The organism is Streptomyces sp. NRRL F-5126 (genome assembly GCF_000721265.1).
Taxonomy (GTDB): Bacteria; Actinomycetota; Actinomycetes; order Streptomycetales; family Streptomycetaceae; genus Streptomyces.
In genome coordinates this window covers 1-17,661 of the sequence record NZ_JOFZ01000014.1, presented here as the reverse complement: position 1 = coordinate 17,661, position 17,661 = coordinate 1, and the positions used below count along the sequence as shown (strand labels likewise).

The 17,661-nt window shown below is 69.7% G+C and carries 19 protein-coding genes; 8 read left to right on the top strand and 11 right to left on the bottom strand.

Translation table 11 applies throughout. The features are described from left to right. Window positions 1-178: 178 nt before the first annotated feature. Window positions 179-562, bottom strand: coding sequence for a hypothetical protein (locus IH48_RS0128995; protein ID WP_158710366.1), 384 nt, complete (start codon window positions 560-562; stop codon window positions 179-181). A gap of 447 nt (window positions 563-1,009) precedes the next feature. Then, window positions 1,010-1,366: a DUF190 domain-containing protein gene (locus tag IH48_RS0128990; RefSeq protein WP_030911067.1), complete on the bottom strand. Its 357-nt coding sequence runs from the start codon at window positions 1,364-1,366 to the stop codon at window positions 1,010-1,012. A 329-nt stretch (window positions 1,367-1,695) separates the two neighbouring features. On the opposite strand from IH48_RS0128990, the gene IH48_RS0128985 reads away from it, so the two are divergent. Then, window positions 1,696-2,742 (top strand): glucose 1-dehydrogenase, encoded by a 1,047-nt coding sequence (locus tag IH48_RS0128985; protein WP_030911064.1) that lies wholly within the window; start codon window positions 1,696-1,698, stop codon window positions 2,740-2,742. Window positions 2,743-2,835: 93 nt separating this feature from the next. On the opposite strand, the gene IH48_RS0128980 is transcribed toward IH48_RS0128985, so the two are convergent. The 9 genes from IH48_RS0128980 to IH48_RS0128940 form a co-directional block, all read right to left on the bottom strand. Beyond that, a complete protein-coding gene (locus tag IH48_RS0128980; protein WP_030911061.1) occupies window positions 2,836-5,388 on the bottom strand; it encodes an ABC transporter permease in 2,553 nt (850 codons plus the stop codon). A gap of 3 nt (window positions 5,389-5,391) precedes the next feature. Continuing rightward, a complete protein-coding gene (locus tag IH48_RS0128975; RefSeq protein ID WP_030911058.1) occupies window positions 5,392-6,162 on the bottom strand; it encodes an ABC transporter ATP-binding protein in 771 nt (256 codons plus the stop codon). Between the two features lie 38 nt (window positions 6,163-6,200). Next, a complete protein-coding gene (locus IH48_RS0128970; RefSeq protein ID WP_030911055.1) occupies window positions 6,201-6,443 on the bottom strand; it encodes a hypothetical protein in 243 nt (80 codons plus the stop codon). A gap of 177 nt (window positions 6,444-6,620) precedes the next feature. Then, window positions 6,621-7,262 carry a hypothetical protein gene (locus IH48_RS0128965; protein ID WP_199810028.1) on the bottom strand — a complete coding sequence of 214 codons (642 nt, stop codon included), beginning with the start codon at window positions 7,260-7,262 and terminating at the stop codon, window positions 6,621-6,623. 310 nt (window positions 7,263-7,572) lie between these two features. Further along, window positions 7,573-8,385 (bottom strand): hypothetical protein, encoded by an 813-nt coding sequence (locus IH48_RS0128960; RefSeq protein WP_030911052.1) that lies wholly within the window; start codon window positions 8,383-8,385, stop codon window positions 7,573-7,575. Between the two features lie 190 nt (window positions 8,386-8,575). Continuing rightward, complete coding sequence (locus IH48_RS0128955) at window positions 8,576-9,019, bottom strand: hypothetical protein (RefSeq protein WP_030911050.1); 444 nt, start codon at window positions 9,017-9,019, stop codon at window positions 8,576-8,578. Beyond that, window positions 9,016-9,975, bottom strand: coding sequence for a DUF6192 family protein (locus tag IH48_RS33720; RefSeq protein WP_037843652.1), 960 nt, complete (start codon window positions 9,973-9,975; stop codon window positions 9,016-9,018). Before IH48_RS33720 ends, IH48_RS0128955 begins: the two co-directional genes overlap by 4 nt. A gap of 450 nt (window positions 9,976-10,425) precedes the next feature. Beyond that, the gene (locus IH48_RS0128945) at window positions 10,426-10,641 is read right to left on the bottom strand and encodes a DUF397 domain-containing protein (protein WP_030911048.1); all 216 of its coding nucleotides are present in this window, start codon (window positions 10,639-10,641) and stop codon (window positions 10,426-10,428) included. Further along, window positions 10,638-11,510 carry a helix-turn-helix domain-containing protein gene (locus IH48_RS0128940; protein ID WP_030911046.1) on the bottom strand — a complete coding sequence of 291 codons (873 nt, stop codon included), beginning with the start codon at window positions 11,508-11,510 and terminating at the stop codon, window positions 10,638-10,640. The genes IH48_RS0128945 and IH48_RS0128940 overlap by 4 nt, the downstream gene beginning before the upstream one ends. 227 nt (window positions 11,511-11,737) lie before the next feature. Here IH48_RS0128940 and IH48_RS0128935 point away from each other — a divergent pair, with 227 nt between their 5' ends. The 7 genes from IH48_RS0128935 (at window position 11,738) to IH48_RS0128905 (ending at window position 17,511) form a co-directional block, all read left to right on the top strand. Further along, window positions 11,738-12,022 (top strand): hypothetical protein, encoded by a 285-nt coding sequence (locus IH48_RS0128935; protein WP_030911044.1) that lies wholly within the window; start codon window positions 11,738-11,740, stop codon window positions 12,020-12,022. Window positions 12,023-12,459: 437 nt separating this feature from the next. Further along, window positions 12,460-13,323: a glycosyltransferase gene (locus IH48_RS0128930; RefSeq protein WP_267885333.1), complete on the top strand. Its 864-nt coding sequence runs from the start codon at window positions 12,460-12,462 to the stop codon at window positions 13,321-13,323. After that, the gene (locus tag IH48_RS0128925) at window positions 13,320-14,228 is read left to right on the top strand and encodes a phosphotransferase family protein (protein ID WP_030911040.1); all 909 of its coding nucleotides are present in this window, start codon (window positions 13,320-13,322) and stop codon (window positions 14,226-14,228) included. Before IH48_RS0128930 ends, IH48_RS0128925 begins: the two co-directional genes overlap by 4 nt. Continuing rightward, window positions 14,225-14,956: a glycosyltransferase gene (locus IH48_RS0128920; RefSeq protein WP_030911037.1), complete on the top strand. Its 732-nt coding sequence runs from the start codon at window positions 14,225-14,227 to the stop codon at window positions 14,954-14,956. Before IH48_RS0128925 ends, IH48_RS0128920 begins: the two co-directional genes overlap by 4 nt. 16 nt (window positions 14,957-14,972) lie before the next feature. Beyond that, window positions 14,973-15,848 carry a PIG-L deacetylase family protein gene (locus IH48_RS0128915; protein WP_234434417.1) on the top strand — a complete coding sequence of 292 codons (876 nt, stop codon included), beginning with the start codon at window positions 14,973-14,975 and terminating at the stop codon, window positions 15,846-15,848. After that, window positions 15,845-16,456, top strand: a complete 612-nt coding sequence (locus tag IH48_RS0128910; RefSeq protein ID WP_030911033.1) for a dTMP kinase — start codon at window positions 15,845-15,847, stop codon at window positions 16,454-16,456. The genes IH48_RS0128915 and IH48_RS0128910 overlap by 4 nt, the downstream gene beginning before the upstream one ends. Next, window positions 16,453-17,511: a glycosyltransferase gene (locus IH48_RS0128905; protein ID WP_030911031.1), complete on the top strand. Its 1,059-nt coding sequence runs from the start codon at window positions 16,453-16,455 to the stop codon at window positions 17,509-17,511. The genes IH48_RS0128910 and IH48_RS0128905 overlap by 4 nt, the downstream gene beginning before the upstream one ends. The last annotated feature ends 150 nt before the right edge of the window (window positions 17,512-17,661 follow it).

The following is a 17,661-nucleotide window of genomic DNA, read 5'->3' as shown; positions in this document are numbered from 1 at the left end:
GGCACGGGGCGCGGAGGCCGGGCAGGGGCCAGGAGCCGAAGACCCGGCGGCACGGGCCGGGGAGGGCGGCGACGGCGGCCTGCCGCGCCGCCCTCGCGGCCGGACGACTCCGCCGGGGTCTCACACCGGACGCGGACGGGACGTCACAGCGATCCGCCGGCGAGGCGAGCGTCCGGAATCAGCAGACCCTGATCGAGTACGGGCCGGGCATCTCGGCGACATCCCACCATGGCGGCCTGGCGTAGTAGCGCGCTGTGAAGGACTCGGACGCGCCCCCTCCGTTCTGGTCCACATAGGCCCAGGACTTCGTCCCCGCGTACTGGTTGTCCCTGATCCAGGTCACCTCGTCGCTCTGGGCGATGTTGTGGACCTCGCAGTAGTACCAGGGGCCCAGCCAGTCGTAGGTGCCGTTGGAGTGGCGGACGTGGACACACATGGAGCCCAGGGGCGGACTGTCGCAGCCGGCCGCCTGGGCGGTGCCGGCCGTCAGCCCCAGCCCTCCGATCGCCAAGGCGCTCACCAATGTCACCGAACCGAGCCGTCTGGAAAGCCGTGCGGACATGATTCCTCCATGCTTCGCGACGAGAAGGCCTGTGGTCGGCCTTCCTATGCGTCTCCCGGCCCACGGCCGAACCGCGGCCGGGCATTGACGACCAAATCATGGAAGGAGCAAGGCGATTGGGGAAGAGGATCCGCGATGTTCGTGCCGGGCGCGCCCCCGGCGCCCCGTGTCGTACGCCGGCCGGCGCGGGGCTTCGCCGCCCCGCCGTGTCCCGGTCAGCCGCGTGCACGCCCGTCCGCGCGTGTGCGTCCGCGACGGCCCTCCCCGGACTCAGCCCGAGACGCTGCCCCGGCCCGCCCCAGAACCGGGCCCGGCATCACGCGGCCGCCTCGCCGACGCCCGCGACGGTGCCGACGACCGCGGGCGTCGCGCCGCGGGGCCGGGAGCGCCGGGTGGCTCATGCCGCCGGCGCAAGCGGGGACGTAGGACGAGCGGGTGTGCGGACGGTCACCGCTTCGGCTCCTGTTCGTCATCGTCGCCGAAGCAGACGACCCGGACCGGCTCCACGGTGATCAGGCCCTCGATGCCGAGTTCATCGAGCTGCGGCAGGAACGCCTCGACGTGCTCATCGGTGTCCACGACGATCACGGCCACGGGGAGGTCGTCGGCCATGGACAGCAGCCGGGTCGTGTGGACGACCTGCCGCCCGCCGAAGCCCTCCACGCCATGGAAGATCGAGGCGCCGGCCAGCCCCGCGCGGTGGGCCCGGTGGACGATCTCGCTGCACATGGGCTTGTGGTGCCAGGCGTCGGTGTCGTCCAGCATGACGGTCAGGCGGACCGCTTCTCGCGTGTGGAAGCTCATGGCTCACTCCGATGCGACTCACCGCGGCTCTTCGCCGAGGGCGCCCGGGCCCCGGGCTGCCGCGCCACGACCCTTCGGCATTCGCGGACACAAGCGTACGAGCCGCGTCCCGCTCCCGCACGGCGCCGCGGCACCGCTGCGGGTACCCGCGAGAGCTCCCGGGTACCCGCCGGGCGCCCGCCGCGCTTGCGTGCCCACCCGGCAGCGGTGACGCTGGACGCTGAGCACGGCGCGGCGCGCATGGCCCGGTGCGACGCGTCGCGGGTGTGGCGGTGCGGGATCCCGGGAAGCCGGAACCCGAAGACCCCGGGGCGAGGAAGGCGGCACGAATGAAGGCGATCACGGTGGTGCCCGGCGACGTGGGCCAGGTGCGGGCCGAGGACGTGGCGGAGCCCGCGGAGGCGGAGGGCGCCCTGCTGGTCCAGGGCGACCTGCTGGGCATCTGCGGCACGGACGCCGACATCGTGCACCAGGGCTACGGCACGCCCCCGCCCGGCGAGGACCGGCTGCTGATCGGCCACGAATCGCTCGGCACGGTGCTGCGGGCGCCGCAGGGCAGCTCCTTCGCCGAGGGTGACCGCGTGGTGGGCATCGTGCGGCGCCCCGACCCCGTACCGTGCGAGCCCTGCTCGCGCGGGGAGTGGGACTTCTGCCGCAACGGGAAGTACACCGAGCGCGGCATCAAGGAGCGACGCGGCTACGGCTCGGAACGCTGGCGTGTGGAACCGGAGTTCGCCGTCAAGGTGGACCCGGGGCTCGGCGACTGCGGCGTCCTGCTCGAGCCGACGTCCGTCGTCGCCAAGGCCTGGGAGCAGACGGAACGCATCTTCTCCCGCGCGTCCTGGCGGCCCCGCACGGCCCTGGTGACCGGCGCGGGCCCCATCGGGCTGCTCGCCGCGCTGCTCGGCATGCAACGCGGCCTCGACGTCCACGTGCTCGACCTCAACGACAGCGGCCCGAAGCCGGGCCTTGTGGCGGACCTCGGCGCCACCTTCCACACCGGGGACGCCCGCGACACCGGCCTGCGCCCCGACGTGGTCATCGAGTGCACGGGTCACGGGCCGCTGGTCTTCGAACTCACCGACGTCATCGCCCCGAACGCCGTCATCTGCCTGGCGGGCATCTCCGGCGGCACCCACGCGGTGCCCATCAGCACCGACGAGGTCAACAAGAGCCTGGTGCTGGAGAACGCCGTCCTGTTCGGCACGGTCAACGCCGCACGCCGCCAATACGAACAGGCCGCCGACGCGCTCGCCCGCGCCGACCGCGCCTGGCTGGAGCGCCTCATCACGCGGCGCGTCCCCATGAGCGGCTTCAAGGATGCGTTGCAGAAGAAGAGCGACGACGTGAAGGTCGTGGTCGACCTGCACGCCTGACGCCTGACGCCCGGCGCCCTGCGCCGGGCGCCGGGCGCCCCACGCCCGCGGCCGCCACCGGGACGCCGCGGCGCCTGCCCTCACGGTGCGCCCTCACGGTGCGCGCAGTGCCTCGGCCGGCGGGGTGCGCAGGGCCCGCCGGGTGGGGATCTCGATGGTGACGAAGGACGTCGCGGTGAGGACGACGACGGCGACCGGCAGCAGCCAGGCGGGGCCCGCGGGCCATGGCCGGCCCAGGAACCCCTGCCCCAGCAGCGCCAGCGGCACGGCCGACACCACAAGACCCGCCCCGCACGCCATCGCGGCGATCATCGCGGCCTCGCGGCGCATCATCGCGCGCACCTGACCGGGCGTCGTCCCCACCAGACGCAGCGCGGCGATCTCGGTGCGCCGCTGGACGGTGGCCGTGACCAGCTTGTTGGCGATGGAGAGCAGCAGGTAGGCGAGCAGGACCACGATGACGGCCAGGTTGATCCACACCTCGGGCGGTGTGTGCTGCCCCGCACCGGCCCCCGCACCCGCTCCCGACAGGACCAGGCCGGAACGCTTCCCGGCCAGCGCGGCGAGCGCGTCCTCGGTCGCCGGCCTGCCGTCGGTCCTCACCAGAACGCTCTGCGCCGCGGCCACGGTGGTGTGCCCCGCGGCCAGATCCCGGGACAGGACCAGCGGGCCGAAGCCGAGACCCCGGCCGTAGACGGCGACGACCCGGGCCGTCACCCGCGCGCCGTCCCCGAGGAGCAGCCGCACTCGCCTTCCCGGCTCGGCACCGCGTGCACCGGCGACCGCGCTGCTCACGGCTACCGTGGCACCTTTCAGGCGCGTCAAATCCCCCTCCCGCACGTCGAGATCGAGCACACCGGCCGCACCCGGCGGCAGGATCATCGCGGACGCCGACTCGCTCGTTGTCTCGCCGAACTGCTGGTACTGCCACACCGCGGTGGTGGAGGTGACGGGCTCCGCGGCCACCACCCCCGGCAGCCGCCGTACGGTCGGCAGCGTGTCCGCGGGCACCCCGCCGAGCCGCGGCGCGCTCAGTGTGTACTGGGCGAGTGAGCCGGCCCGTACGTCCTGCCGCGTCGCCGCCAGCACCGTCGTCTGCGTCATCGTGTACGTCAGTACGAAGACGATGCCCATGGCCAGGGGGCTGATGACCCCGGAGAACCGCAGGGCGTGCGCGCGCAGACCCGACACCGCCAGCCAGTTCGGCGCGGATGCTCCGGGCCGCATGCGCCGCAGTGCCGCCCCGCCCGCGGACTTGACGAGTGCGGGGCCCGCGAGGGCCAGACCGATCGCGGCCACGATGCCCGCGATGGACGCGGACGTGGCGCCCAGCGCGGTGCGCACCAGCAGCGGGGTGACCGCCGAGGCGGTCGCGGCCGCGATCAGCAGCAGGCCGGTCAGCGTCCTGGCGCGGGAGGGTGTGCGCGGCTCGCTGCGTGACTCGGCGACCGCCTCGGTGGCAGGCAGCCTGGACGTGCGCCAGGCCGCGCAGCGTGCGGACACCTGCACGGCGGCGAGCATCAGCACGAGGGTGGCGAGCGCGGGCAACGGGCTGACGGTGAGCGGCAGTCCGGGCGGGAGGACGTCACGGTCGACGAGTACCTGCGAGAAACTCCCCGCCAGCAGGTAGCCGAGAGCGATGCCGGGCACGGCGGCGGCGACCGTGAGCGCCGAGGCCTGGAAGGCGGCGAGGCGGCGGATCTGCCGCGGCGTGGCGCCGACGGCGCGCATCAGCGCGAGGTCGCGGCGCTGCCCGGCGATCGACGCGCTCAGCGCGCCCGCGGTGACGAAGCCGATGACCATCAGCAGGATCCCGGCGAGCGAACCCGCCAGCAGGAGCAGCAGGGAACGCGCGGCGCTCAGCCCTGGGGCGACGGCCGTACCGCGGTCCTCGCCGGTGAGTACCTTCAGGTCCCGGCCCGCCACCGGGTCCGTGCCCGCCACCCGCTCGCGAACCGCCGCCGCCACGGAGTCCGCGGCGCCTGGCGCGGCACGCAGGCCGATCAGGTCGACCGTCCCGGCCCGCGGCCCGTCCTCGCGGCCCGACAGCCGCCGCGCGGTGCCGTCCGCGAAGTAGACGCCGGCGCCGGGCGCGTCCACGACGGCGGACACCAGGTAGGAGGAGGACGGCTTGCGCGCGCTGTCCCCGGTGACGACACGGACCCGTTCGCCCACCCGGAAACCGGCCGAGGCGGGTACGGCGACCTCGCCTGCTCCGGACGGCCTGTGGCCCTCGATCCGCGGCTTCGGCAGCAGCGCGGTCGACGACCAGCCATGGCCGGAGGCCCCGGGGTCCTCGGCCGGCAGCACACGGCCGCGGGCATCGACGAGCGCGGCGGGAAACCCGATGTCGCCGACAGCCGCGGTGACCCCGTCGACCTTGCCGAGCCGGCCGACGAGACCGGCGGGGAGCGTGGCGCGCTCCGGCAGTGCGATCGGCAGGTCACCGCTCGGGTGGAACTCCTGGTCGGCCGCGACGACCACGTCCGCGCCGCCGAGCCGGCCCGGCGGCACGTGGGAGCGCAGGCCCGACTCGGCCAGCACGCCCGTCCCGGTGAGCAGAGCGGCGCCGCCGAGTACCGCGCACGCCACGGCGATCAGCGCGGTGAGCCTGTGCGCGGCCATCCGCAGAGCGAGATGCAGCATGAGTCAGCGTCCCCCGAGCGCGATGAGCCGGTCGGCGAGCGAGGCGGCGGTCGGCGCGTCGAGCGCCTCGACCACCCGGCCGTCCGCCATCACCACGGCGTGGTGGGCCCAGGCCGCGGCCGCCGGGTCGTGGGTGACCATCACGACGGTCTGCCCGAACTCGTCGACGAGCCCGCGCAGCAGTTGCAGGACCTGGCGGGCGCTGTGCAGGTCGAGCGCCCCGGTCGGCTCGTCCGCGAACACCACCGCGGGCCTGGCCGCCAGGGCGCGCACGACGGCGGCCCGTTGCTGCTGGCCGCCGGACAGCTCGGCCGGCCGGCGGTCGAGGCAGTCGGCGATCCCGACACGCTCGACCAGCGCACGCACCCACTCACGGTCCGGGCCCCGGCCCGCAAGGCGCAGCGGCAGCGTGATGTTGTCCGCGATGGTCAGCGACGGGATCAGGTTGTACGCCTGGAACACGAACCCGACGCGGTCGCGCCGCAGTTCGGTGCGGCGTGTCTCGTCGAGCCCGGCGATCTCGTGCCCGTCGATCCGCACGCTGCCCGACGTGGGCGAGTCAAGACCGGCCGCGCAGTGCATCAACGTGCTCTTGCCCGAGCCGGACGGCCCCATCACGGCGACGAACGCACCCGGCCACACGGTCAGCGACACATCGTCCAGGGCCCGGACGCCGCCCCCGTACACCTTGCTGACCTGGCTCAACGCGACGGCGGGCCCGTCCGCCGCGGCCTCCGGCCGTACGGCAGGCCGCGCTGCCTCGGCCGTCCGCACGGCGGCCCCACGCCCGAAGCCCCCGAACCCCCAGCCGCTCACCGGTTCCTCCGCACGCGCCCCACGACCAGCAGAGCGGCGCACAGCACGGTGACCGCACCGGCGGCCAGATGCACGCCCGTACCGCCCCCGACGGCCGATGCCACGGTGTTCCCGACCACGCTGACGACGAGCACCACCCACAGCAGCGCGCGAACCACGCCCGCACCGCCACCGGTCCGCTCCGGTGCGTCGTCCCGCTTGCCACCAGGGGTGAGACGGTAGGGATCGGTGTGCGTCATGAGGACTCCTTCAGCGACGTGTGCGATGACATCGACGCTAGGGAGCGGCGCCCTTCGATCCGATCCCGTAAGCAGCCCGATCGGTGGTACAGCAGGCTGTACCAAGGGGATGCCAGTCCTTCGTGATGTGCCCCCGGCGCGACCTGGGGGGAGCGGTGCCCTCGGCAGGCAGCCCCGTCAGGCCATGGGGATCAGGAGCGACGGCAGTTCGCCGGCCTGGACAGCCGCGGAGTCGATGGACAGGCCGCAGTAGGCGCCGACGGCTGTGAACACGGCGGAGGGGAGGCGTTCCCCGTGCTCCTCGTGGTACGCCGCCACCGTGGCTTCGTCCGTGTCCCCGATGGACGGGAACACCGCGCCCGCCGCTTGGAGTGCCGCATCCAGGGCGGACGCCCGGCCGGTGTCCTCTCCGAACTCGGCCCGCCAGGCGTGGCCGTCGCCCGGCGCATGGATGATCGTTTGCGGGGGACTCCACCAGTTCATCGTTGCGCAGACGACCTCCTCGTCCGGGCCGGGCCGCATGGAGTCCACCTTTCGGTAGCCGGTTGCCCATGTCGCCATACCCCAGTCCTCCAGCACGTGGACCCAGTCACCGCACGTCCCGTACATGACGGCGTTGACGTGGGGCGAGGGCTTGTCCAGGCGTCCCAACCGCCGGGTGAGGTCCTTGTACGGGATGCGCTCGGCGAGCTCGTCGAAGTCGGCGCCGAGCGCGATGAGGAACTCGTCCGCGTCGACGCCGCGGGCGCACGTGAGTGAGATTCCGCCGAGCATCCCGGGCAGGCCGGCACGCTTGTCCGTCGTGGCGTGTGCGCCCATCCACGCGATCCCGCCGGGTGTGCTCGCGCGGCGCGGCCCGCTCAGGGCCACACCAGGCAGTACGGCTGGTGCCCCGCCTCGTGCAGCCGCTTCGAGAAGTCCTGCCACTCGTGGAGCGATTGGCGGCAGCGTGGCCCTGACCTGGGGCTTCGCACGGAAATGTGTGTTGACCTGCGGAAACTCGTCTTGGTAGTTCCCACGGGTCAACGCAGTTTCCCGGGCTCATGTGCCCCGGATGTGCCCTGGCCTCAGCTTGTCATCGGCTTGGCGACCAACACCAACCCCTGAGACCGTCGTACCGGTTCCCGCGTCAGTGATGACGGGCGGCACGCTTTTTGAACAGTTCGAAGCCGTGTCGCATCATCGCGATAGTTCGGTCTGTGGCCCAGAACAGCACCTTGGGTGAACTAGTGATCTTCGTAAGGTTCACGCGTCCTTGAGTGTCGACGATGTCGTGCTCCAAGACGCTGAACGTGCTGTAGACATCGCCGTGTGCCAGCGAGCTGCAACTGCTCCACACGACCTCGGCTTCGGTGCCCTGCATCGAGGCCAGAGCCCCTGCTTCGCGCACGATCTCCGAGTACGTTGCTGGCTTGAGGGCCTGCTTGGCGTCGTCGGGCTTCGTTCCTGCCTTGACGACGAGGTCAGTCAATTGCTGCATTCTTACATTCAGAGGGCACCTGGGCTGCTGCTTCAGTAGTCCGTTCATACGGTCGGAGTTCTTGTTCTCGGCCGCCTGCATGCACAGCCGTCGCTGTACACGTACGAGCCGCTGCGAGGGTCCGAGCATCCATACCGCACGAGCGCTGTTTTCGAAGGCGCCGCGTAGCAGCGAGTACTGCCCGTGGGTGTGGAGCGTGATCGAAACCGAATCGTCCCGCGGGCTGCTGGCGAACGTAGAGCGGAAGCAGTGGAGATGGTCCACCGCCACGGTCAGGGCGATCCACGCGTTGTGGGAAACCTGGTAGGGGTCGGTTTTGGCGTCGTCCCCGGCGAGGGCACTGCCGGGCTGCACCTGCCACTCCTTGGAGTCGGATTCGGTGAGGTTTTGGTACGCCTTGGCGCGGTCCAGTAGCGCAAGAACCCGTCTGATGTACTGATCTTCCTCAGATGTGGTCGTCATGGTGCGAGGGTATGGGCACACGCCATTTCGGTGCGTGGTAATTGCGCACCTCGGGTCGACAAGGTGCATGGGGACGACGTGACACCGTGGTTGGGAGTGCGTCCACACGATGATGGCCGCAGCGTTCAAAGTGGACCATTTCGAGGCCGCTGAGAGGCTTCGGCGCGCAGGTATCCTCTTGCCGCGTTGATCAATCAGCAGCGTGAGTGGCTGCCGTGCCGATGGAGAAGCCCGCTCGGCGGAGCGAAGCGACGGCGTTGATGATCTCGGTCAGCGCCGATCGGGCGATGCGCACACGCGGGTCGTTCTGTGCCTGTGGCGGCAGTGGCTGGATGGCGCTGACGTGGAGGCGCACTGCCCGGCCATGCAGGAGAGCGACCTCCCGGCTGAGCGCCAGAATCGCCAACTCCACGTCCTGGGTGACGTAGTAGCGGCCCAGGGCGTACAGGAAGCACTCCTGATTGAGCGTGCACAGCACGTCCCGATCCCATGCCTTCGCGACATCGAACTGAGCGGGGCTCATGTACTCCAGCGCCTTCTCCCGCTCCATCCCGTCATCGCCGGCATCCACGACGAGATCCCACAGCTCCGGGCCGAGGTCGGACGGGGCGCGCCTGCGCCTTGGTGAGTTCATCGCTCGTCCTGACTTCCCAGGAGCCGGGCGAGCCCCTCGTCCATGTCCGTCTGTCCTGTGGTGACCACGTGCTCGCACCAGTCGCAGACTGCGCGTACGCGCCGGATGCTCTCGGTGAGCGCTGCTTCGTCCTCAGTGGTCAGCATCTCGTCGCGCAGGTCGATGACGGCCCTCTGCATGGCCACCGCGAAGTTGGTGCTCAGCCCGATCGCGCGCAGCACCGAGGACGGCGTTGTACGCACGTCAGCCAACGGCGGGGATTCCTCCTCCGATGCCGTGTGCCCTTCCGCGGTGCCTTTGCTCGCCGGGGTATCAGGTGCCAGCCTCGGCTCCGGAGCTACCGTCTCTGCCTGTTGCGCCAGGCGGCTACCGCGCGCGACGGATGCCTCGCGGTACGCCCGTCGGAAGGTGGGGTACTCCAAGGCGGCCTCGATGACGTCGGGCCGATCCGAGAGCGCGTTCAGTGCTGCCGCCGCCTCCGGCGTCTTGCGGAGCATGTGCTTGACGTGCTCGATGCGCTCCTCGGTGCCGCTGGGGCTGCCCGGCAGGTTCTGCCGGGCACGGGAAGCCGCGTCGGTGTGCCAACGGCCCAGACCCTCGACGTCCAGGTCGTCCGAGGGCTCCTTGGCGAGCAGTTCGAACCGGTTCGGTTGTGGGGCCAGCGTTTGGTGCACGGTCCAGCAGACGTCTTCGCGGCGATGCTCAGGTGACCAGGCGGCGGCAACGCGCCGGTATGTGACCAATTGCTCATAGGGACAATTGATCTGCCTCGCCCACAGTTTGGTTACGCTGCGCACCCGTTGCTCATCGTAGCCGTCCGTCTGTGAAATTTCGAGCGCCGTATCTCCCAGACTGAAGTTGGCCATTCCTTTGGTCCGCATGTCCCGGCGGCCGCGACGGACCAGTGATCGCCATTTCTGCTCTTCGAACCCCTCGGGAATCTCCAGTTGATCCACAGCAGCTCCGTCCCTGACGTGGCCGACGGCCACGCCGCTATCGCATCGCACCTCACGGCCGCGTCTTGCCTTCCTCCATGCTGCGAACCTCCGTTGACTGGCAACAGGCGTGTGCAGCGGCGCCTGGACGTGCGACGGGCGTAACCGGAGAAAGGAGAGACCGGATCGTGACGGCGTGCGAAAACCGGCGTGCGGTAGACCTTCTGCGGAAAGAGTGGGAGCACGGAGACTACAGCTCAGGAAGCACCATTAAATTGCGCACTGTAAAAGCGGTTCCTTGAGGTGTGCATGTGGCGCTGCAAGAGTCATGTTCTCTCAGAGCGGCCTGGCCGATTTGTTGCGTGACAAAGACTTCGTGCAGACGAGCGCTTTTTGGTCTCGTGAGATATGGCGAAGCCGCCTTCCCCTAGCCGATCGGGGGAAGGCGGCTGCCTCGGTGTCTCTGGGTGCCTACCCTTCCGTGCGGGTCGTGGCGAGCAGAGCGGCGAAGGCATGCCGAGAGAGCGTCAGGGCAGGGCCGGTGGGGTTCTTCGAGTCGCGGATGGCGACGGCGTGGGCGAGTTCAGCCACCTCGACGCAGTTGCCCCCGCCGTTGCTGTAGGACGAAGTGATCCAATTGGCGTCCTCCAGGTCCGATGCCGCCACCGCGACAGGGTGAGTGCTCATTCTGCGATCTCTCTCGATAGTTGGTGCAGGAACTTCGTGGTGTCGCTCGGTGGCAGGGCTGCCGCCACCATCGCGTCGAACATGCGGGAGAACCGGCCGACCTCACGAGGCTTGTCGGTCACGGCCACGGTGAACCAGGCCGTGTCGGTCTGGACCGTAGTCGGCAGCCCGTCGCCGAGGATCATGATGTTGACATCATGGAACGCAACGTAGCCGGTCGCGCTTTGGGGAAGGACCTGCAGCGTCACGTTCTCCATCCCGGCCAGGTCGGCCAGCGCGGCGTACTGCTCCCGCATGGTCTCGGCGCCGCCCAGGTTGTAGCGGAGAGCCGGCTCGTACACGACGGCCCAGACCTTCAACGGGTCCTCGTCGCGAGTCAGCGCCTCCTTCCGCTTCATGCGCAACTGCACGCTCTGGCGGATGAATTCGGTGGTCGACTCATCGATGGGCTTGTGCGCCTCGTGCACGGCCTGCGCGTAAGCCTCGGTCTGGAGCAGCCCCGGCAGGACCGTGGGATGGAAGATTCGGATCTCCCGGGCAGCCGACTCCACGCCGAGGAAGCGAGGCATGCCCGAGAGCATGGTCGTTCCGGTGCCGGTCCACCACTCACGGCTGGAGGCTTCGCGCTGGAGGGCGACCAGCCGGTCGACTTCGTCCTCGTCGGTGACCCCGTACCGCTCCAGCAGGTCTCGGAGGTGCCCAGCCTGCCGGAACGATTTCCAGCCTGCCTCGACGCGTTGGAGCGTGCTCTCATCGAAGCGCAGGCCCTTGGCAGCCTCCGCGATGGTGAGACCGGCGTCTTTGCGCATCTGCCGCAGTTCGTGACCGAGGCCGATACGCCTGGCCGTTGGTTGCGGTCTCGCGGCCATGTGCCCTCTCTTCTGGCGCATGTGCGCGCCGTCGCCGACATGTGTCCAGCCTGACAGCCGTTGCGCGCGCAGCGGAAGCCATGAGCTTGCTTCGGCATGTGCCAATTTCCCTGCTGGGGCTGATTCCCAGCAGATTCTATTGCTCCCGAGCCGGCTCCTGAGTCACGGTAAGTGAGCCCCCGGAAGCGTCGAGTGCCGGCTGCGGCTGACAGCCGTACCGCCGTGCTGTGCGCTTCCCCCTGCCCGAGACCGAGGCGATGGCGATGACCATGACCCTGTATGAGCCCGCACCCGTTTCCGTGCCGCCCTGGCTGACCGTCGGCGTCCTTGTGCTGGACACCGGCCGTCGGCAGCTGGGGTTCGTGCAGCTCTTTCGCGACGAGTTGGGGGAGGTCAACGCATCGGCGTCGATACAGCGACCTACGCGCGTCCTGCTGCGGCCCACTGGTCAGGGACAGCCGTGGTGGGCATCCGTCGCCGACCTTGAACAACCGCCGGAGAGCGCGCGGTGAGCGCCGAACGGGGTGTGGGACTCGGCCATCACGAACACCCGTGGATCGGCTTGGAGGTGGTGGACGCTGCCTCTGGTCGCACAGGCCTCCTACGGGCAGTGTGCCCCGAACCAAACGGCAAGGGGGCACCGGTGGCCTGGTTGCTGCCGCCCGGTGGCGGCATGGAGTGGACAACGCACCTTGGCGCGATCCAGAAGGCGGGCGAATGATCACCCGCCACAGCCGCGCCAGAAGGCCATCGTTGGACGGCACCCTCGCTGGCATTGCCCTGCTCACGATCAACCTTGTGGGCATCACCGTCCTCGCCGAGTCGGCGACCTCGACCGGCACCGGGTCATCTTCCCCGGACACCCAGCCGGCCAATCGCGGGATTCCGATGCTGGGCGACCGCTTGCGGCGCCGAGACCTGTGGAGGGTTGCACGTGTACGCGATAGGGATGTGTGTAGACCGGCGTTACCTGGTCCCGTCGTTGGTGGCCTTGACCTCCCTGGCCGACGGACTGGACGCCGCACAGCGGCGGGAAGCAGCCGTCCGGGTGCTGACGTTGGACTTTCGCCGACAGGACGCGGAGGTCATGGCGGACATGGCTCATCGGTGCGGTTTTGGTTCCTTCGACATCCGCTGGGAGGTACCGCCCACCGAGAGTGTCATGGTGGACGGGGCCTACATCTCGGTGACGACGTACCTGCGGTTCGCCTTCACAACTGGCTTCGTGAACAGGCCGTATCTGATCTACGTGGACGCTGATGTCCTCGTCACGGGTGATGTCACCGTCCCGCTGGACGGCCTTCCACCGGATCAGGTCGGCGCGGTGGTGGACGAGTTCAACCCGGCTGTGGGCCGGGGCCGGGCTCTGCCGGGTGTGTCCGAGCGGTGGCCGCACCTGGTGGACCGTCCGTACTTCAACGCAGGGATGCTGTGGGCGCCCGGGCAGATGCTTGCACCGATGCGCGCGGGCGTCAGTCACGCGCTTCGTGCTGGGCGCCGACACATTTTGCACAACGATCAGTGCGCGCTGAACCTGTGGCTGCTGGCCTCGAGACGGGTGCATCCGGTGGCGCCCGTCTTTAACCGGTTCGAGGTGGGCCGGTTCCTGGAGCGCGGTGACTGGGTGCGCCGAGTGCTGCGCCGTCCCGCGGACTGCCAGGACGCGTGCGTGCTGCACTTCGTGGGCGAGCACAAGCCATGGCTACCCTCGTGCCCCGGTACCAGCGAGGTGGCGGCCTACCGGTCGCACATGCGGCGCACACTGCGGTACGTGCGGCGCGCAGGTCACCTGTCTCTGGTAGGCGACTGGTGACCGGGACCGCCTGCGCGCCGGCGGTCGAGTCGGCGTGCACCGCGCTGGTGCGGGTCGCGCCGGCGGCAGTGCAGCGGATCTCCGTTGGAACGGATACGGTCGTCTACCGGGTGCGGTTGGACGATGGCCGCCGCACGATCGTCAAGCTGTTCGCTGCGGGGCGGCGGCACGGTGCTGCCGAGGAAACCCGCCTGCTGCACGCGATCGCCGCCGATGGCCGTATCGCCGTGCCCGGTGTCGTCGCCAGCGGTCCGGTCCCAGGGCTCGGTACCACGGCCGTGATCACCACCGATGCCGGATCCCGCACTCTGGGTGACGCTGTGCGGGCGGGCCAGATGCCGCAGTCTGCGGCGCTCGTCCGGCTGGCATTGCTGATGAACGCCTTTCATAGCATCGCGCCACCGCGCGGCGTCCGGCTGGCACCCTGCCTCAGCGACCAGGTCAGCGCGCTGGCCAGGCACTGCCCACGTGCCGTCTTCGCCCAGCTCACCACTGCGCTGGAGGTCATCGCCCAAGGCGTCTCCCAAGATCGGATGGTGTGGTGCCACGGAGACCTGCACCTGGAGAACGCGGTCCTCTCAGCTACCCCCGCGGTCACCAGCGGCAGAAGCCGCCTTCCCGAACGTCTTGTGGACTTCGAGGCCACCACCTTGTGTGTGGCCGAGTACGACCTGGCCCAGACGCTGGTCACCTGCTCCGTGCTCGAACCCGCCGACCGGCTGTTCCTGGCCGCCGCCTACGGGCGGCCTGTCAACCTCCAACTCGTGACCGCCTTCACCGCGTTCCAGGCCGTACGCGGCTGGACTTACGCCGCTCAGCGGGAAGGGCGCCACCGCGCTCTTTGGGCAGCGCGTATGCGCCAGGCCCTCAGCCTCGACGTACGCACAGAGAGGACTGCTCCGTGAGCCAGACCGCCTTGTCGATCATCATCCCGGCCTACAACGAAGTCGCCTACCTGCCCCGTTACCTGCCCACCGTCCTGGCCTCGCTGCGACACTGGCAGGGGATCAGCGGTCTGCCAGGCGAAGTCATCGTCGTCGACAACGCCAGCACCGACGCCACCGCCGACATGGCTGCCTCCTTCGGCGTACGCGTGGTCAGCGAGACCGGCCGCGGAATCGGCCGGGTACGCAACACCGGGGCCAATGCGGCGCAGGGCGAGATGCTGTTCTTCACCGACGCGGACGTCGCCGTGCCGCTTGAGGCGATCGACGCAGCAGCCCATGCGATGCGCACCGGGTCCGCCGGTGGTGCCATCCCGCCGCTCTATACACCGAACCGGCTGGCTGCTCGTCTGCTGTGCGCCTACTGGGATCACTACCGCACTCGTCGTGGCGGCGCCCAGGGTGTTGCCCAGTTCTGCACCCGGCAAGCCTTCGAGGCCGTAGGTGGCTACCGCACCGACTACTTCATGAGCGAAGATGTCGAGTTCTTCGCCCGCCTGACCCGCCACGGCCACCGTACCGGCGCTCCCGTCGCCCTCCTGGACGAGCTGCGGGTCCGGCCCTCCACCCGCCGCTACGACCAGTGGTCGAGTCTGCGGATGTTGTGGTGGCAAAACCCGCTCACTGCCCGCCTGGCCCTGACCTCGCCGCGATTCTGGCGCCACTGGCGCACCACCACCGTCCGCTGAGACAAGGAGACGCCTCGTGCCGCAACTTCCCGTGCCGGACACCGACGGCATCTACAGATTCCCTACCGACCTGCTGGGCGCCCACCAGGCATGGATGGCCGCACTCGAAGGTGGCCAGATCATGGACCTGACCGCCCCATTGACCGGTGCCGCCTACCGCATCACGGCCCGTCGTCCAACGGGCCGACCGGTTGTGGTGATCGAGCCACACCACGACGACTTCGTCCTCTCGGCCGCCGGGCACTTCCTCACACACCCCCGCCCGCTGACCGTCATCACGGTCTTCACTCGATCCCGCAGCGTCCATCCGTCCCTGGAACCGCTCCACTCGGATGTCGAGTCAGTCTCCCGTCTGCGCGATCAGGAGGCAGCTTCGGCTCTGCGACCATTGGCCGCCGACCGGGTACCGCTCGGACACAAAGACGCCGACCCGCCCTACCGGGCGCACCCCCAATTGCTCACGAGCACGATCACCGGTGAACTCGCCGAAGTGCTCAAGGAACACCCCGAGGCCGAGTTGATCGCTCCGGCAGCGGTGACGCGCCACCCGGACCACCTTCTGGCGCACGAAGCGGCTCGGCGGCTTGGCTGCCGCTGGTTCTGGGAAGACGTGGCGTTCTGGCCCACCTACGCGCTCGCAGGCTGTGACCGGCACCTGTTCCACCAGCGCACGGGCGACACTCTCACGCCCCAGATTGCAGACATCACGGGGGCCGTGCTCGACAAGCTCACGCTGCTGCACATGCACGGATCACAGATGAACCCCGCGCCCAAGATGTACCGGCCCATTCGGCACGCCTACACCGTCGCCGCCGACATGTTGCCCGCCGGCCGAGACAACGGCTCCGGAACGTACGCCGAACGCTTCTACCGCCTGGGAGGCACCGCGTGATCATCGCTGTGGAAGGGCCGTCCTACGCGGGGAAGACCACCGCCCTCCGTCGGCTGAGGGAAGCGCCGTACATGCGGGAAGCGGTCTTCGCCGACTGCTACGTGAAGTCCATACCCCGCGCCGAGGACATCCCGCGGCCCGCAACCACCTCCGCCGCCGAACAACTCGCCGCGTTCGATACCTTCATGAGCATCGAAGCCGACCGCACCCGGCACCTGGTCTCCCACCAGGGCCCGGTGATCCTTGACCGGTCGGTGGACACCCTCCTGGCCCACGCCTACGCACTGGACGAGATGTACGGCTTCGGCGTCCACGATGTCGCCCGCGTTCGGGTCGCAGGACTGCCGCACCTGCGACCCGACCACACCCTCTACCTCGACGCCCCCGCGGACGTGCTGGCCTCGCGCCGCAAGGCCGCCGGACACCAAGCCGTCGAGCCGGACTATTTCCTCCACGACAGCGCCTTTCTCGGCCACACCCGTGACTATTTCTGTCGCCCGGCCCGCACCCCCATCGCTGCCGAGGTGACCATCGTTCCCAGCGACGGGAGCCGCGAGGAGAACGCCGCCCTCGTGCAGGCCCTGGTCGGCCTCTGGGTGGCGGCATGAACGGGCCTGCGGTGCTGTTCGCCTGGCGGCGCACCCCTCCACCGCTGCTGATCGGCGGCGCGGAGGTCTCCCAACAACTGCTGGCCGAGGAGTTCGCTCGCGCCGGCTGGCACGTCATCTACCTGGGAAGCCACCAAGCCCCGTGGGACGGATCCTGCCAGGCGACCGTCCTACGCACTCATCTCGATGCCAACCACGTCCCCTGGGAGGAGGCCGCAGGCCAGATCCGCTACCGGTGGAACGGCGTCGACTGCCACGCCGTCAGCCAGGACCGCGTGTGCACGGCGCTTACGGCCCTGGTCAGAACTCTTGCGCCAGAGCTCGTGATCACCTCGCTGGAGGGATCGGACGATTTGGCAGCCCTTGCCCGGATTCGTAGCCCGCGCGTGGCCGGTTGGCTCCACTCCGTTTCGACCACCGGTATGAACGTCCTGCAAGGTCGTCCGCACGTCGCTCTGGCCACGTCGCGCTTCGTGGCAGGTCGGGCGCACTGCCCGGCCGGAACGCAACCAGTGATCTTCTACCCGCCCTTCGCCCCGGCGGGTCGCGACCGGAGGACGCCCGGGGACGGGGTGCTCATGGTCAACCCCGTCCCCGCGAAGGGGTCTGCGCTCGTGCACGAGCTGATCCGAAGGCTCCCCGAACAGCGTTTCACCCTCGTGGAAGGCTGGTGGGACACCGCCCCCGAGTTCATGCACTACCCCAACGTCCGCTACATCCCACGCACGTACGACATGGTGTCCGTGTACGCCTCTCACCGGCTGCTACTGGTGCCCTCTCAGGTGGAAGACGCCTTCCCCCGGGTGATCATCGAGGCTGGACTCCACGGTGTGGCTACGCTCGGCTCTGACCGGGGCGGCATCCCCGAGGCGGTCGCCGACGGTGGGTTGATTCTGCCGCCAGATGGCCCGGGCGCTTGGGCGAAGGCGATCACTACGGCTGATCGTCACCATCTCGGCGCGCGAGCCTGGGACCGGGCACTGCAGTTGGTCCGGCCGTGCCTGCCGGAGCTCGCCGCAGCTGGCGTCATTGCCTCGGCGGACGGAGGCTACTGACTTCCGCGCATCGGGCCTGGATTGTTGGTGGCGAGACGTGTCCGAGCAGAGCCAACCTCGACTATTCAGCGGAATTGGTTGAGCTGATGCCCTGGTAGCAGAAAGGTGCCGCTGAGCTGCAAGGATGCGACTGTCGAGGAAGCATCGGGT

Bases quoted from the DNA above. Each gene is read 5' to 3' on its own strand.
- IH48_RS0128930 (WP_267885333.1), top strand. From the start codon at position 12,460: ATGTGTGTAGACCGGCGTTACCTGGTCCCGTCGTTGGTGGCCTTGACC.
- IH48_RS0128965 (WP_199810028.1), bottom strand. From the start codon at position 7,262: ATGGGCGCACACGCCACGACGGACAAGCGTGCCGGCCTGCCCGGGATG.
- IH48_RS0128990 (WP_030911067.1), bottom strand. From the start codon at position 1,366: ATGAGCTTCCACACGCGAGAAGCGGTCCGCCTGACCGTCATGCTGGAC.
- IH48_RS0128945 (WP_030911048.1), bottom strand. From the start codon at position 10,641: ATGAGCACTCACCCTGTCGCGGTGGCGGCATCGGACCTGGAGGACGCC.
- IH48_RS0128940 (WP_030911046.1), bottom strand. From the start codon at position 11,510: ATGGCCGCGAGACCGCAACCAACGGCCAGGCGTATCGGCCTCGGTCAC.
- IH48_RS0128960 (WP_030911052.1), bottom strand. From the start codon at position 8,385: ATGACGACCACATCTGAGGAAGATCAGTACATCAGACGGGTTCTTGCG.
- IH48_RS0128980 (WP_030911061.1), bottom strand. From the start codon at position 5,388: ATGCTGCATCTCGCTCTGCGGATGGCCGCGCACAGGCTCACCGCGCTG.
- IH48_RS0128995 (WP_158710366.1), bottom strand. From the start codon at position 562: ATGTCCGCACGGCTTTCCAGACGGCTCGGTTCGGTGACATTGGTGAGC.
- IH48_RS0128970 (WP_030911055.1), bottom strand. From the start codon at position 6,443: ATGACGCACACCGATCCCTACCGTCTCACCCCTGGTGGCAAGCGGGAC.
- IH48_RS0128905 (WP_030911031.1), top strand. From the start codon at position 16,453: ATGAACGGGCCTGCGGTGCTGTTCGCCTGGCGGCGCACCCCTCCACCG.
- IH48_RS0128955 (WP_030911050.1), bottom strand. From the start codon at position 9,019: ATGAACTCACCAAGGCGCAGGCGCGCCCCGTCCGACCTCGGCCCGGAG.
- IH48_RS0128985 (WP_030911064.1), top strand. From the start codon at position 1,696: ATGAAGGCGATCACGGTGGTGCCCGGCGACGTGGGCCAGGTGCGGGCC.